We start from the raw sequence: 18010 nt of genomic DNA on the forward strand, positions 1-18010 counted from the left end.
TCATCGGACCCTACTCGCCGCGAGCTCGATCACGGTCGCAGCCGGTTCCTCTACCGACGGTCCGCGGGACCAGGCGAGAACCTCGGTGCGCTCGGTCTCGGTCAGCAGGGGGGCATCGGAGACCGGCCCCTCCGGGTGCGCACTGAGGTGGTCGAGGACGTCGATGAACCTTTCCAGGAGCCGCCGCACGGTGTTGTCGTCGAAGAGGTCCGTTGCATACACGATCTGAACCAGTCCATCTCCGTCACCACCCAGCCCGATAGTCCAGCTCAGGTCGTATTGAGCGGGCACGACGGGGGCCTCGACCGGAGCGATTCGGAGGGCACCTGCGTCGGCGTCGATCGAGGCATCGACCTTCGCCGGGGTGTGGTCGATGACGGTGATCATCACCTGGGCCAGAGGAGCGAACGCTTGGGAACGCACCGGCTGGACACGGTCGACAACAGCCTCGAAAGGAACGTCGGCATGGGCGAACGCCTCGAGGTCGACCGACCGCACTCGATCGAGGAGGTCTGTGAACCTGGCCCGTGGCTCCACCCCCGTGCGCAGCAAGAGAGTGTTGACGAACATGCCGACAAGCGGCTCGAGGACCTGCTGTCCGCGGCCGGCGATCGGCGTCGCCACGACGATGTCGTCGGTCGCCGACATGCGCGACAACAGCACCGTCAGCGCCGCATGTACCACCATGAACGGGGTGACGCCCCGCTCGCGAGCCAAGCGGTTCACGCGCGCGCCCACCTCGACGGGCAGCGGCGTCGACACCATTGCGCCACGGTGGGTCGCAACCTGGGGACGCGGACGGTCCATGGGCAGGTCCAGCACATCGGGCGCCCCGGCCAGCTGATGCTGCCAGTAGTCCAACTGCCGCCCGACAATCGACGAAGGATCATCAGGCGAACCCAACACTTCACGCTGCCACAGCGCATAGTCGGCGAACTGGACGTCAAGCGGATCGAACCTCGGAGCCGAGCCAGCCGCACGTGCCAGGTATGCGGCCACGATGTCCCTGATCAGCGGACGCATCGACTCACCGTCACCGACCAGGTGATGCAGTACGGCCAGCAAAACGTGTTCGGTGTCGGAGATCTTCATCAAGCGGACCCGGAACGGCGGGGCCGCGGCCACATCGAATCCGGCCCCGGCGGCCGAAACCAACGCGGCCTCATCAGAGACCACAGCCCAATCGGGCTCCGCCATGGACGAATCCGCGGCATGAACTTGTTGGAAGGGTTCGCCGTCCACCGACGGGAACGTTGTACGGAGAATCTCGTGACGCTCGACCACGTCGGCCACCGCAGATCGTAGAGCGGGCACGTCCAGGGACCCCGTCAGGCGCACTCCGATCGACATGTTGTAAGTCGGCGCCTCCGGCTCCAACTGGTTGATGAACCAGATGCGCTGCTGCGCGAACGACAACGGCAGCCGCTCCGGACGCGGCGAGACCGCGGTGATCGGCGGCAGATCGGCAGCCTCGGAGGCACCGACGGTCACGGCGAGCTCTCGCACGGAACCGGCGTCGAACACGTCCCGTACCGACACCGAGAGTCCGAGTTGGTCGGACAGCCGCGCTGCAAGACGCGCCGCCGACAGAGAATTACCACCCAGATCGAAGAAGCTCGCGGTGGCCGAGACCCGGCCGGGATCGAGTTCCAGGACCGCGGCCACCACATCGGCCACCGTCCGCTCGAGACCCGGGGCGGGCTCGACGTACTCGCCGGTCTGCAACGTCGGTTCGGGCAGTGCCCGCTTGTCGAGCTTGCCTGCCGGCGTCAGCGGAAGTTCGTCGATGACGGTGAACGATGACGGCACCATGTGCGATGGGAGTCGGTGACCGGCGAACGCCTTCAACTCCGACACATCCACCGTGTCCGCCGACGGCACGACGTAGGCTGCAAGCGCCGACGCGACCGAACCACCGACACCGATGACGACCGCGGACTCGACGCCCGGGTGCTCGGAGAGAACGGCCTCGATCTCCCCGAGCTCGATACGCAGACCACGCAGCTTGACCTGGTCGTCAGTACGCCCCAGGTAATCCAGGGTCAGCCCACCTGCACCATCGGCCAGCCAGCGGACCACGTCACCAGTGCGATACATCCGTTGACCCGGATCGCCATGAGGGTTAGCGACAAAACTCTCAGCGGTCAGGCCGAAACGATGCAAATAGCCTCGGGCCAGCGCGGGTCCAGCGATGTACAGCTCACCCGGTATACCCACCGGCACCGGACGCAGTCCGGCATCCAGGACCATCAGATCGACGCCGCCGATCGGCCCGCCGATTCGAACCGGGTCGCCCGGTGTGAACCGCGGGCTGCTCGACGACCAAACCGTCGCCTCGGTCGGGCCGTACAGGTTGTGGTACCTCACCACAGCTCCCCACCGATCGGCGACCGCCTGCGTGACCGCTTCACCTGCAGACGTGACAACCTGCAGGCTCGGCACCTTCGACGGGTCGAGCGTCGACAGGACCGACGGAGTCAACACCATGTGCGTGACGCCGTGCTCGGTGATGAACGACTCCAGCTCGGGCCCGCCCAACACCTCGGACGGGCGATAGACGATCGTCCCGGCGTTCACGATCGCGAGCATGTACTCGAAGAACGACGCATCGAAACTCGGCGAGGCGAAGCCCAATACAACCGGCGCCTTCACACCCGCACTCAGCCACACCGACTCCTGCCGCGCCAGGTTCGCGACGCCCGAATGAGTGACTGCCACGCCCTTCGGCCGTCCGGTCGAACCCGACGTGAAGATCACGTACGCCAGGTTGTTCGCAACGACCCGTCCGCGCCGATCAGCGTCGGTGAGCGCAACCGCCGACTGTGCGGCGACCTCGGATTCGATCTGAGCATCATCGAGCCGCACCCAATCGAGTCCGTCGGAAGGCAGATCGCCAGACTCGGCGACCGCCAGGCCGAGCATCGCCGAGGAATCCTCGATCATCGCCGAGACCCGGTCGGTCGGGTAATCCGGATCAACCGGTACATACGCGCCGCCCGCCTTGGCCACCGCCCAGATCGCCGTCAACAACGTCGCCGAACGCCCGATCGCCAGGACGACCACCCGATCGGGACCGACGCCGCGGCCGATCAGCCAGCGCGCCAACCGATTCGAGGCCTCATCGAGTTCCCGATAGGTCATCCGGACACCGGAGCCATCGACGACGGCCACCGCGTCCGGAGCACGCCGCGCCGCATCGGAGAACAACTCATGAAGCGGCACCGGAGCCGACGCCGGACCACCCGACACCGGAGCAAGAGCAGCACCGCGATCTGCCGAGAGCAACGGCAACCGGCCAACCGTCAGGTTCGGGTCACGGGCGATCGCACCCAGCAGTTCCTTCAGCACATCCGCAAACACGTCGACCTGCTCCGGGCCGAATGCCGACGGTAGATACTTCAACTTCAGTGCCAGCTCGGCGCCGCGTTGTGATGCGGAGAGGTTGAGCGGATAGTGCGTCGCATCGGTCGTCTGCGCATCGACCAACTGGAGTCCGCCGGCCACCGATGGGTCGATCCCCGCGACCGATTCGACGTTCACCGGGAACGACTCGTAGACGGTGAGAGTGTCGAATAGCACCGGGAGTCCGCTCTGCGCGATGAGCATCGGCAGGCCGAACTGCTGGTGGTCGAGGACCTTCACCTTGTCGTCCTGCATCGCCGCAAGGACTTCGAGGACCGTGGAATCGGGTGCGACGTCGACGACAGCCGGGATGGTGTTGATGAACATGCCGATCATCTGTTCCATGCCGTCGATGTCCGCCGACCGACCCGAGACGGTCTCGCCGAACGTCACGGTCCGGACCCCGGTCAGTCGCGACAGGAACACGGCCCACGCGAACTGGACGACGGTCGCCATGGTGGTCGAGTTGTCCCGCGCCAGCGCCTCCAGGCGCTCGGTCACATCCGCGTCGACCGTGAACTCGAGGTCACGAGGAGGTGCGTCAGCGGACGGCTCATGCCCGGGCGCGACCAAGGTGGGCTCGGTCACGGGCGCGAGAACCTCCCGCCACGCGGCGAGTCCCGCCTCTGTGTCTGCCGTGGCGACGGCACGGGCGTGGTCGGCGAAGTCGCTGCCGGTGACACCCGGCCGGGTGAAGGTCTCCCCGGTCGCGTACAGCGTCAGCAGATCGGCGAGCACCAATGGGCTGGACCAGCCGTCGATCAGGAGGTGGTGGTTGGTGATGACCACCTCTGTGCCGTCCACGTGCTCGATGACGACGACGCGGATCAGAGGTGGCCGCGCCATGTCGAACGGCTCGGTGCGCTCGGCTGCGAGCACTGTCTCCACCCGGTCGCGGTGGCTCCTGCCATCGTCCGAGCGGACGTCGATGACGCTCCACGGCACCTCGACATGAGGCGGGACGACGGTGACCGGAGCACCGCTCGGCACGCGGACGAACCCGGACCGCAGGACTCGATGCCGGGCGAGCAGTTCTGTCAGCGCATTCCGCAGCCGCTCGGTGTCCACGTCGCCACGCAATGAGAGGACGGTCTGCGTGATGTACACGTCGAGGGACGCATCATCCCCGCCTGTCCCGGCGAGGTCCGCCTGGAAGAACAAGCCCTGCTGTAGCGGGGTCATCGGCCAGACGTCGGCCCCCGGGTAGCGCTCGGCGAGGTGGTCGAGATCCGCCTGGGTCAGGGGCACCCCGGGCACGTCGGTTCGGCTGAGGCCGACATCCACACCTGCATCGACGAGATGCGTGATCTCCCGGAGGGCATCGTGCCAACGCGACACGATGTCAACGGCCGCGGCTTCGTCCAGGACGTCGGTCGCGTACGTGACGACCGCCTCGAGCCTCTTGTCGTCACGGCCCGCAGTGCTGATGTTCAGCCCGAAGATGCTCGACGAGCGCATGGCGCCCGACACCGTGGCCGGCAGATGCGGTCCATCCGACACCGGTAGGAAGTCGTCCGGTCCCGGCTCGGATATCGGCGTCGAGCCGCCGCCGAAGAAGTTGTAGAGGATCGTCGGGAGCGGACGACGAGCGAGCTCGCCGTCGCTGTTGTAACGCAGAATTCCGAAGCCGAGGCCACCTGCAGGGCGCGAGACCCGGGAGTCCTTCGCGGACTTGACGGCGTGAACGACATCAACCGACGGATCGACCGCCATGGGGGTGATGTTCGTGAACCACCCGACGGTCCGCGACAGGTCTACGATTCCCGCGTCACCGGCAAGGCCCTCGTAACGGCCGTGACCCTCGGTGTGGACTGTGACCGGTCCATCGTCGCTGATGCCGTTGTCGAGCTGCCATGCGCGCACCGCCCGGGCGAGTGCACCGATCAGGATGTCGTCGGCGCTGCCGCCGAACGCCGCCGCGGCGGTGGTGAGGATCTTCCCGGCGACATCGTCCACGACGTAGGTGAACGACTTATCGTCACGCCAGCGATGCCCCGAGCGATCGGCGGGCTCGCCGAATGATGTGGGTCGCTCCGGGAGCTGCTCCAGCCAGTAGCCGGCCTCCGCAGCGCGTGCGTCCACCTGATCGGCGAGCAGATGCGCAACCCGACGTGCGGAGGTGCCCTCCGGCCGGAGTTCGATCGGCCGACCGGATGTGTGTTGCGCCCAGGCGGTCACCAGGTCTTCCACCAGGATCGGCCAGGACACGGCGTCGACACCGAGGTGATGGATGGCGACCACCAGACGACGTCGGCCGTCTCCGTTCACGATCGCGGCCGCGACCAGCGAACCGGTCGTAGGGTCGAGAGCACCGAGCAGTTCGCGGTGTGCATCGGTCAGCGCCTCGTCGAGCGAACCGTCCGCGTCGATCTCGCGGACCGTCGGGACCCGACCCGCGCCGGCGGTCAGGGTCCACCCGCCCTCCGACGGTGCAAGGACCGCCGTCAGCATCGGGTGGGACGAGGCGACTGCCTCGAACACCGTCTGCATATCCGACACCTGTGCCGCGTTGGGCAGGTTGAACACGAGCGCCTGCGAGAAATCCGCGAGATCCGACGGCTCGTCGGAATGCTCGACCAGCCAGGACACGACCGGGGGAAGGGGCATGTCGCCGGTTCCGCCGCCCGGGAGTTCCTCGACCAGTTCGACCGGCCCGCCGGATGCCGCGACGGAGGCGGCCATCGCGCGGATCGTCTTCAGCTCGAAGATCTCTCGCGGTGTCAGGTGATAACCCGCAGCCTTGGCCGCCGACGACAGCTGAATGGACATGATCGAGTCGCCGCCGAGGGCGAAGAACGACTCGGTGACGCTGATCCGCTCCTCCCCGAGCAGACCGCCGACGATCCGCGCGAGATCCTCCTCGACCGGGTTGGCCGGCGCGACATACTCTGCGGGCTTCGGGGCCTGCGGCGCCGGAAGCGCGGTCCGATCGAGCTTGCCGGCCGGGGTCAGCGGGATCTCGTCGATGACGATCGCCTGCGCGGGCACCATGTGGGCCGCGAGATGGGTGGAGGCCTCGTCGAGCACCGCGGCACTGTCGATCGTCGCGCCCGGCTTGGCCACCAAGTAGGCGACGATCTCTGTGTGCTTGCGTCCGCCGCGCTCCGTCTCGACCCCGATCACCACCGACTGCGCGACTCCGGGCTGCGCGTCGAGCACCGACTCGATCTCGCCCAACTCCACACGCTGGCCGTTGATCTTGACCTGATGATCGGCGCGTCCGGCGAACTCGAGGTTGCCGCCCTTACCCACACGGACCAGGTCGCCGGTCGCATACATCCGCGAACCGGGCTCGCCGAACGGGTCAGCGACGAAGCTGGTCGCGGTCTGGCCCGGCCGCCCGAGATATCCCCGGGCGAGGCCCGCGGTCGACAGGTACAGCTCGCCCACCACACCCAGTGGAACCTCATGCAGCCGCTGGTCGAGGACGCGCACGGTGAATCCGTCGATCGGCTTGCCGATCGTCACCGGCTTTCCGGCAGTCAGCCGTGATCGCGTGGCCCAGACCGTTGCCTCGGTGGGTCCATAGCAGTTGAAGATCCGGCGACCACGCTGCGACCAGCGTTCGACCAGTTCCGGAGGGCACGCCTCGCCACCGGTGGCGAGGTTGCGCACGTACTCCGCACGAGCGGGATCGACGGTCGCCAGCACCGACGGCGTGAGGATCAGATCGGTGACCTCGTCGCGTTCCAGCACGGTCGCGAGTGCGTCACCGGCGTACTCGGTGTGCGGTGCGATCACGAGCGTATGCCCGGCGGGGATCGCCCACGCCATCTCGAAGATCGACGCATCGAAGCTGGGCGACGCGACGTGCAGGATCCGGGTGTCGGGCTCGTCCTCAGGCGTTCCGGTCGTGATCTTGGCCAGAGAGTTGACGAAATCGACGATGCCCGTATGCGATACGCCGACCGCCTTGGGCCGCCCGGTGGAACCCGAGGTATAGATCAGGTACGCGAGGTTCGACAAACGCACCGATCCGTTCCGCTCCGAATCGGCGATATCGTCGCCGGACTCGGCTTCTGCCTCCAGTTCTGCCAGATCCACCCATGCACAGGGGGACTCGCCGAGGCGATCCCTCGTGGCAGCATCGGTGATGCCGAACGCAGCGCGCGAGTCATCGAGCATGTACGCGATGCGGTCGGTCGGGTAGGCCGGGTCGACGGGTACGAACGCGGCACCGCTCTTGACGATGCCCCACGTGGCGAGCACCGACCCGATCGACCGCTCCATGCCAACCGCGATGACGTCCTCGGGTTGCACTCCCCGACGCAGCAATGCGCGGGCGATCGCGTTGGTGCGGGTCTCGAACTCGTCGTAGTCGATCTCGGTGCCGTCGCAGATGAGTGCCAGATGGTCCGGATCGAGGTCCCGCTGCGCCAGCACGTCGATGAGCGTGCCCTCTTCGACTTCGCCGCCGCGTCCCACCGTGGCGCCTCGGGCGGGGAGCCCGACGGGCGGCGCCGCATCCAGACGCGTCTCCTCCGCGCGTCCCACGATGTCGATGTCCCCTACCGCGATCTGTTGGTCTTCGACCACCGCTTTCAGGACGCGGCGATACACGTCGGCGAATCGCCGAACCGTCGGCTCGTCGAAAAGTTCTGCGGCGTAGATGAAGTCGACGGCCATGGGGGCCCCGGCAGCACTTGCCCGCACAGCCACGGTCAGATCGAACTTCGCCTCGACGACCCCGGTGTCCACCGCTTTCGCGTCGACACCGCTCGTGGCGCCGCTCATCGCCTCATCGGCCGCCTCGGTGTACGTGAAAGCGATCTGTGCCAGCGGCTGGTACGAGGACGACCGTTCCGACGCGAACGCGTTGATCAGGTCGTCGAACTGAACCTGGTCGTTCGCGAACGCATCGAGAACTGTCGTCCGGACACGCTCGAGGAGTTCCCCGACGCTCGTTCCGGGATCGACCTGCGTTCGAAGCAGTAGCGTGTTGACGAACATTCCGATGAGGTCTTCGAGCGCCGGATCGCTGCGCCCGGCGATCGGCGTGGCGATGACCACGTCGGTCGTCGATGCCAGGCGCGCGATCGTCGCAGCGAAGGCCGCCTCGGTGATCATGAACGCCGACATGGACCGCTCGCGCGCGAGCTCGTCGATCCGCTGGACGACCGGGTCGTCGACCTCGACGGTGACGATCCCGCCGGCGGTGCCCAACACAGGGGGCCGCGGGCGGTCCATCGGCAGATCTGTCACCGCCGGCAGTCCTGCAAGCGCTCGGCGCCAGTACGCCATCTGCTCACCGAGAACACTGGCGTCGTCGGACACGTCGCCGAGGACCGAGTGCTGCCACAACGCGTAGTCGGCGTACTGGACCTCGAGCGCAGGCAGGTCGATGTCCCGTCCCTCGGACCTGGCGGCGTAGGCCCCCATCAGGTCCCGTGCCAGAACCGGGATCGACTGCCCGTCCATCGCGATGTGGTGGACGGTGATCGCGATGTGCAGCCCACTTTCGTCACGCATGAACCGGCCCCGCAGCGGCAACTCGCCGCTCACATCGAAGCCGGCCGTCGTCGAGGCGACCAGGGCGTCCAGGGATTCGACCTCCGCCCAATCGAATCTTGCTCGCGCCTCGGCGAGGGGAAGGACATGCTGAACGGGCTTGTTGTCGATCGACGGGTACACGGTGCGCAGCACTTCGTGCCGCCCGATCACGTCGAGTAGAGCGCCGGCGACCAGGTCGGCGTCGATCGTCGAGGGGAGGGTGAGTGCAGCCGGGATGTTGTAGGCACCCGAGGAGGTGTCGAACTGGTTGATAAACCACATCCGCTGCTGCGCAAACGACAACGGAACCCGCCCCGGACGCGGCGAAACCGCCCTCACCGGCGGCAACGCCGGCCGACGACCCGAAACAGCCACCACCAACTCACGAACCGACGGCGCATCAAACACATCACGCACCGACACCTCGACGTCCAACGCCGCAGACGCCCGAGCGGCCAGACGTGCCGCCGACAACGAGTTACCACCCAAATCAAAAAACGACTCGACCACACTGACCCGCTCAACACCCAACAGATCAGCAAACACCCCAGCCACAACCTCTTCGGCCTCAGACCCAGGCGCCACAAACTCGGCGGTTTCGAACTGTGGTGCCGGCAACGCCTCGCGGTCGAGTTTGCCGTTGGCGGTCAGCGGCAAACGCTCCACTCCGACCACCACATCGGGAACCATGTAGCCAGGCACGTGCTCGGCCACCGCCGACCGCACAGCAGCCGAGTCCACATCCTGCCCGGCACCGACCACCACATAACCCACCAGCTGATCGCCACGCACCGCATCAGTGATCACCCGCGCAGCAGCCGCAGCAGCCGACGGCACCGCAGCCAACAACGCCGCCTCGATCTCACCGAACTCGATACGGAAACCACGCAACTGCACCTGCGCATCGTTGCGGCCCAGGTACTCGATATCGCCACCCACACGCCGGGCACGATCACCGGTCCGATACATCCGCGACCCATCACCAGCGAACGGATCGGCCACGAACCGCGACGCCGACAATCCCGGCCGCCGAAGATAACCGGCAGCCAACTGACCACCCGACACATACATCTCACCCGGAACACCCTCGGGCACCGGATGCAACCGGTCATCGAGAATATGGATCTGCAACGACGACAACGGCCGACCGATCAACGACGCATCCGTACCCGCAACCACATCCCGGTCCAGGGCACGGAAACTCACATGCACCGTGGTCTCGGTGATGCCGTACATGTTCACCAGACGCGCCGTCTGTGACGGATTCTCGTCATACCAGCGGCGGACCTGATCGAAACTCAGCGCCTCACCGCCGAACACCACATACCGCAACGCCAACGGCCGCTCATCACCACGCCGAGCATCGATGAGCTGGTAGAACGCCGACGGCGTCTGACTCAACACCGTCACACCCTCGTCGACCAACACATCGACGAACGCCCGCGGATCCCGCGCCAACTCCCGATCCACGACCACCAGACGCGCACCCGACAACAGCGGGCCCCACATCTCCCACACCGAGAAGTCGAACGCATACGAATGGAACATCGTCCACACATCGGCAGCCGAGAACTCGAACTCCCCGCCAGCGGCATCCATCAGCGTCACCACATCACGATGGGTGATCTCCACACCCTTCGGACGCCCCGTCGACCCCGACGTGTAGATCACATACGCCCGCGCATCCGCCGGCACCCGAACCGGCGACCACGACGCCGACACCGGTTGCGCCGCAAGCTCTTCCACATCGACAACCTGCGCCGAACCCGGCAACTGCCGCCACAACCCGTGATCGGCCGACGACCCATCACCGATCACCACCGACACCTCGGCATCGGACACGATGAACGACAACCGCTCCACCGGGTTACCCAAATCCAACGGCAAATAGCCGGCCCCGGCCTTCAACACGCCCAGGATCGCCGACACCAGATCCACCGAACGCGCCGTCGCGACACCCACCAGATCACCGGCAGACACCCCACGCGCAATCAGACCCGCAGCCACCGCATCCGAACGAGCATCCAACTCCGCAAACGACAACACACGACCAGCCGCCGACACCGCAACCCGATCAGCATGCGCCGCAACCGAACCGGCGAACAGATCCACCAACGTGCGGCCGGCGTTCACCGTCTGCACCACCGGCGCAGGCAACAACTCGAGCGCACGACGCTCATCAGCGGTCAGCAGATCCACATCACCCACCGGCAACGACGGATCCGCGGTCACCACATCAAGCACACGCACGAACCGATCCGCGAACCCAGCCGCGGTCTCCACATCGAACAGATCGGCCGCCGCGACCACCGAACCCGACCACGCCCCGGCCTCACCGATCTCGACATACACAGTCAGGTCACGCTGCGCCGGAACCTCATCGGACTCGACCGGCGACAACTCCAGCCCACCGAGATCAATCGCACTCGGCAGACCCTCAGCCGCCGGGGACGCCACCAACATGACCTGGGCCAGCGGGGCGAACGCCTCGCTACGCACCGGGTTCACCGCATCCACAACAGCCTCGAACGGCACATCCGCGTTCGCAAACGCAGCCAGATCCGTCTCACGGACCTGCTCCAGCAACCGGGCGAACGAACCACCCGCATCAACCTCGCTACGCAACACCAACGTGTTGACGAACATACCGATCAACGGATCCAGCACCTGCTGACCACGACCCGCGACCGGAGTACCCACAGCCACATCACTCGTACCGGCCAACCGCGACAACATCACCGCGAACGCCGCATGCAACACCATGAACGGCGTCACACCATGAGACTCCGCCAACCGCCGCACACGCCCGACCACAGCCTCGGGCATCTCGAACACAGTCCGCACACCACGACCCGAGGCCACCTGCGGACGCGGCCGATCCGCCGGCAACTCCAACACATCCGGCAACCCAGCCAACTGCTCACGCCAATACGCAAGCTGCCCACCAATCACCGACGACGGATCATCCGGCGACCCCAACACCTCATGCTGCCAAATAGCAAAATCAGCAAACTGCACCGACAACGGCGCAAACCCAGGCACCTCACCCGACGACCGAGCCACATACCCCGCCACCAAATCAGACACCAACGGCGACAACGACTCACCATCAGAAGCAATGTGGTGCATAACCACCGCAACCACATGCTCCCCCGGCGCAGACTCCCACACACGCACCCGCACCGGCCATTGATGCTCGAGCACGAACCCACCAGTCACCGCGTCCTCGATGCCAGAGGCCGAGTCGACATCACGCCAATCCAGGTGAGCGGCTACCTCTGACACGTCATGCACCCGCTGGAACGGCACACCATCCACATCCGGGAACGTCGTCCGAAGCAACTCATGACGGACAACAACATCGACCATCGCCGCACGCAACGCATCGACATCCAGGTCACCAACAACCCGCAACACCAACGGAATGTTGTACATCCCACTGGACGGCTCCAACTGGTTGATAAACCACATCCGCTGCTGCGCAAACGACAACGGAACCCGCCCCGGACGCGGCGAAACCGCCCTCACCGGCGGCAACGCCGGCCGACGACCCGAAACAGCCACCACCAACTCACGAACCGACGGCGCATCAAACACATCACGCACCGACACCTCGACGTCCAACGCCGCAGACGCCCGAGCGGCCAGACGTGCCGCCGACAACGAGTTACCACCCAAATCAAAAAACGACTCGACCACACTGACCCGCTCAACACCCAACAGATCAGCAAACACCCCAGCCACAACCTCTTCGGCCTCAGACCCAGGCGCCACAAACTCGGCGGTTTCGAACTGTGGTGCCGGCAACGCCTCGCGGTCGAGTTTGCCGTTGGCGGTCAGCGGCAAACGCTCCACTCCGACCACCACATCGGGAACCATGTAGCCAGGCACGTGCTCGGCCACCGCCGACCGCACAGCAGCCGAGTCCACATCCTGCCCGGCACCGACCACCACATAACCCACCAGCTGATCGCCACGCACCGCATCAGTGATCACCCGCGCAGCAGCCGCAGCAGCCGACGGCACCGCAGCCAACAACGCCGCCTCGATCTCACCGAACTCGATACGGAAACCACGCAACTGCACCTGCGCATCGTTGCGGCCCAGGTACTCGATATCGCCACCCACACGCCGGGCACGATCACCGGTCCGATACATCCGCGACCCATCACCAGCGAACGGATCGGCCACGAACCGCGACGCCGACAATCCCGGCCGCCGAAGATAACCGGCAGCCAACTGACCACCCGACACATACATCTCACCCGGAACACCCTCGGGCACCGGATGCAACCGGTCATCGAGAATATGGATCTGCAACGACGACAACGGCCGACCGATCAACGACGCATCCGTACCCGCAACCACATCCCGGTCCAGGGCACGGAAACTCACATGCACCGTGGTCTCGGTGATGCCGTACATGTTCACCAGACGCGCCGTCTGTGACGGATTCTCGTCATACCAGCGGCGGACCTGATCGAAACTCAGCGCCTCACCGCCGAACACCACATACCGCAACGCCAACGGCCGCTCATCACCACGCCGAGCATCGATGAGCTGGTAGAACGCCGACGGCGTCTGACTCAACACCGTCACACCCTCGTCGACCAACACATCGACGAACGCCCGCGGATCCCGCGCCAACTCCCGATCCACGACCACCAGACGCGCACCCGACAACAGCGGGCCCCACATCTCCCACACCGAGAAGTCGAACGCATACGAATGGAACATCGTCCACACATCGGCAGCCGAGAACTCGAACTCCCCGCCAGCGGCATCCATCAGCGTCACCACATCACGATGGGTGATCTCCACACCCTTCGGACGCCCCGTCGACCCCGACGTGTAGATCACATACGCCCGCGCATCCGCCGGCACCCGAACCGGCGACCACGACGCCGACACCGGTTGCGCCGCAAGCTCTTCCACATCGACAACCTGCGCCGAACCCGGCAACTGCCGCCACAACCCGTGATCGGCCGACGACCCATCACCGATCACCACCGACACCTCGGCATCGGACACGATGAACGACAACCGCTCCACCGGGTTACCCAAATCCAACGGCAAATAGCCGGCCCCGGCCTTCAACACGCCCAGGATCGCCGACACCAGATCCACCGAACGCGCCGTCGCGACACCCACCAGATCACCGGCAGACACCCCACGCGCAATCAGACCCGCAGCCACCGCATCCGAACGAGCATCCAACTCCGCAAACGACAACACACGACCAGCCGCCGACACCGCAACCCGATCAGCATGCGCCGCAACCGAACCGGCGAACAGATCCACCAACGTGCGGCCGGCGTTCACCGTCTGCACCACCGGCGCAGGCAACAACTCGAGCGCACGACGCTCATCAGCGGTCAGCAGATCCACATCACCCACCGGCAACGACGGATCCGCGGTCACCACATCAAGCACACGCACGAACCGATCCGCGAACCCAGCCGCGGTCTCCACATCGAACAGATCGGCCGCCGCGACCACCGAACCCGACCACGCCCCGGCCTCACCGATCTCGACATACACAGTCAGGTCACGCTGCGCCGGAACCTCATCGGACTCGACCGGCGACAACTCCAGCCCACCGAGATCAATCGCACTCGGCAGACCCTCAGCCGCCGGGGACGCCACCAACATGACCTGGGCCAGCGGGGCGAACGCCTCGCTACGCACCGGGTTCACCGCATCCACAACAGCCTCGAACGGCACATCCGCGTTCGCAAACGCAGCCAGATCCGTCTCACGGACCTGCTCCAGCAACCGGGCGAACGAACCACCCGCATCAACCTCGCTACGCAACACCAACGTGTTGACGAACATACCGATCAACGGATCCAGCACCTGCTGACCACGACCCGCGACCGGAGTACCCACAGCCACATCACTCGTACCGGCCAACCGCGACAACATCACCGCGAACGCCGCATGCAACACCATGAACGGCGTCACACCATGAGACTCCGCCAACCGCCGCACACGCCCGACCACAGCCTCGGGCATCTCGAACACAGTCCGCACACCACGACCCGAGGCCACCTGCGGACGCGGCCGATCCGCCGGCAACTCCAACACATCCGGCAACCCAGCCAACTGCTCACGCCAATACGCAAGCTGCCCACCAATCACCGACGACGGATCATCCGGCGACCCCAACACCTCATGCTGCCAAATAGCAAAATCAGCAAACTGCACCGACAACGGCGCAAACCCAGGCACCTCACCCGACGACCGAGCCACATACCCCGCCACCAAATCAGACACCAACGGCGACAACGACTCACCATCAGAAGCAATGTGGTGCATAACCACCGCAACCACATGCTCCCCCGGCGCAGACTCCCACACACGCACCCGCACCGGCCATTGATGCTCGAGCACGAACCCACCAGTCACCGCGTCCTCGATGCCAGAGGCCGAGTCGACATCACGCCAATCCAGGTGAGCGGCTACCTCTGACACGTCATGCACCCGCTGGAACGGAACACCATCCACAGCAGGGAACGTCGTCCGAAGCAACTCATGACGGACAACAACATCGACCATCGCCGCACGCAACGCATCGACATCCAGATCACCAACAACCCGCAACACCAACGGAATGTTGTACATCCCACTGGACGGCTCCAACTGGTTGATGAACCACATCCGCTGCTGCGCAAACGACAACGGCACCCGCCCCGGACGCGGCGAAACCGCCCTCACCGGCGGCAACGCCGGCCGACGACCCGAAACAGCCACCACCAACTCACGAACCGACGGCGCATCAAACACATCACGCACCGACACCTGCACCCCGAGCGCATCCGACACCCGCGCCACCAGGCGCATCGCCGCCAGCGAATTACCACCCAAATCAAAGAACGACTCGACCACACTGACCCGCTCAACACCCAACAGATCAGCAAACACCCCAGCCACAACCTCTTCGGCCTCAGACCCAGGCGCCACATACTCGGCCACACCGAGCTCGGGATCCGGCAACGACCGCCGATCCACCTTGCCCGCACTATTGAGCGGCATCTCCTCCAACACCACCCACACCGACGGACGCATGTACTCCGGCAACGATCCCGCCACCGACGCCCGCACCACATCCACATCCACAGAAGCAGGAGCGACATACCCGACCAACTGATCACCAGCCGGACCAGACACCACCCGAGCCGCCGCATGCACCACACCCGGCGCACCCGAAACCGCCGACTCCACCTCACCCAACTCCAAGCGCTGACCACGCAACTTCACCTGGAAATCAGCACGACCCAAATACTCCAGATCCCCGCTCGGCCGACGACGAACAAGGTCACCAGTCCTGTACAAGCGAGAACCCGCCTCGCCGAACGGATCAGCAACAAAACGCTCCGCAGTCAGATCAGCACGCGAAGCATAACCACGCGCCGACTGGACACCACCCAGATACAACTCACCGGCAACCCCATCAGGAACCGGATGCAGACGCGCATCGAGAACGTAGGCGGTGGTGTTCGGCATCGGCTTACCGATCGGCACCACATCGACCGCACCATCAAGCTGCGCCGACATCGTGTACACCGCAGCCTCGGTCGGACCGAACAGATTGACCACCCGCGTACCCGGCACACGTTCGGTGAACCGGCGAAGCACTGCCGGCGGCAACGCCTCACCACCACTGAACAACACCTGCAACCCGTCAAGATGCTCGGTCCGGTCCACCACGTCGAGGAACACCGACAACAACGACGGCACGAACTGCGCGATCGTCACCCCTGCCTCGGCGATCAGATCCGCAAGATACTGCGGATCCCGATGACCATCTGGTTCGGCGACCACCATCGTCTGCCCAGCCGTCAACGGCCAAAACAGCTCCAGCACCGACGCATCAAAGGTATGCGGCGTCTTGAACACCAGACGCTGCGAACCCTCAGGTATCAACGAATCGAACCAGGCGACGAAGTTTGCCACCGCACGATGCGACACCGTCACACCCTTCGGCCGACCCGTCGACCCCGAAGTGAACAACGTGTACGCAGCATCATCAAGACGCAACGGACGCAACCGCTCCGACGCCGCCAACGGCTCGGTAGCGGGATCGATCGGCACATCGGCATCGACCTCGATGACCGGTGCAGTCGAGTCCATCACATCAAGCACCTGCGACGGGCGATGCCCCGACTCCACGAGCACCGGACCGACAGCCGCGGTCTCGACCATGTACCGAGCACGATCAGCCGGCGCCTCCGGATCGATCGGCACATACTGCCCACCCGCGGCCATCACCGCATGCACCGCGATCACCATCGCCGGCGTACGACGCATGACAACACCCACCGCGGTATTCGGCCCAACCCCGTGACCGATCAAAGTGCGGGCAAGCCCAGCCACTCGCAGTCCGAACTCCGCATAATCAATGCTGCGCTCACCAGACACGAGAGCGACCCCGTCCGCAGAATCGGCGACACGCGCAGCCACCTGATCCGCGATCGTCTCACCGGCAACCGACCCCGACGAGGCCACCGAACCCTCGACAACGGCCGCCCGGTGCTCCGGCGCAAGCAACTCGACGTCACCAACCGGACGATCAGGCGAGGTCAGCACGCCCTCGAGCAACCGCACAAACCACTCAGAAAAACGCTCGATGCTCGACCGATCAAACAAATCAGTCGCATACGTGAAAATCGCAGACCATGCATCACCTGCAGAACCCGTCGAGACGGTCAGGTTGAGGTCGACCTGGGCCGGAGCCTCACTGACGGTGACAGGGCGGATGTTCAGTCCGTTGACGCTGATGGTCTCCGCGGTATCGGCCGCAATCGGATCCACCGAGAGAATCACCTGTACCAGCGGCGAGAATGCGGTGGAGCGAACCGGATTGACAGCCTCGACGACCGATTCGAACGGAATGTCGGCGTGTGAGAGTGCCTCCAGGTCATCGGCTCGGACGCGATCCAATACCTCGTCGAAGCTGTTGCCCGGGTCGATGCTGGTCCGGAGGACCAGGGTGTTGACGAACATACCGATCATGGCGTCGAGTTCACGCTGACCCCGCCCGCCGATCGGAGTACCCACTGCCAGATCGCTCGTACCGGTCAGACGCGCGAGAAGCACTGCGAACGCGGCGTGCAGA

1 protein-coding gene (only partly in view) is annotated in these 18010 nt (G+C 65.3%); it reads right to left on the reverse strand.

Annotation, left to right across the window (positions count from 1 at the left end; genetic code table 11):
* On the reverse strand, nucleotides 1–18010 hold the 3' portion of the coding sequence (locus E1P53_RS07795; protein WP_342353775.1) for a non-ribosomal peptide synthase/polyketide synthase. 5795 nt of this gene lie beyond the right edge of the window; 18010 of the gene's 23805 nt are visible here — the last part of the coding sequence; its start codon lies beyond the right edge, outside the window; its stop codon occupies nucleotides 1–3.

Source organism: Gordonia paraffinivorans (assembly GCF_900683595.1).
Taxonomy (GTDB): Bacteria; Actinomycetota; Actinomycetes; order Mycobacteriales; family Mycobacteriaceae; genus Gordonia; species Gordonia paraffinivorans.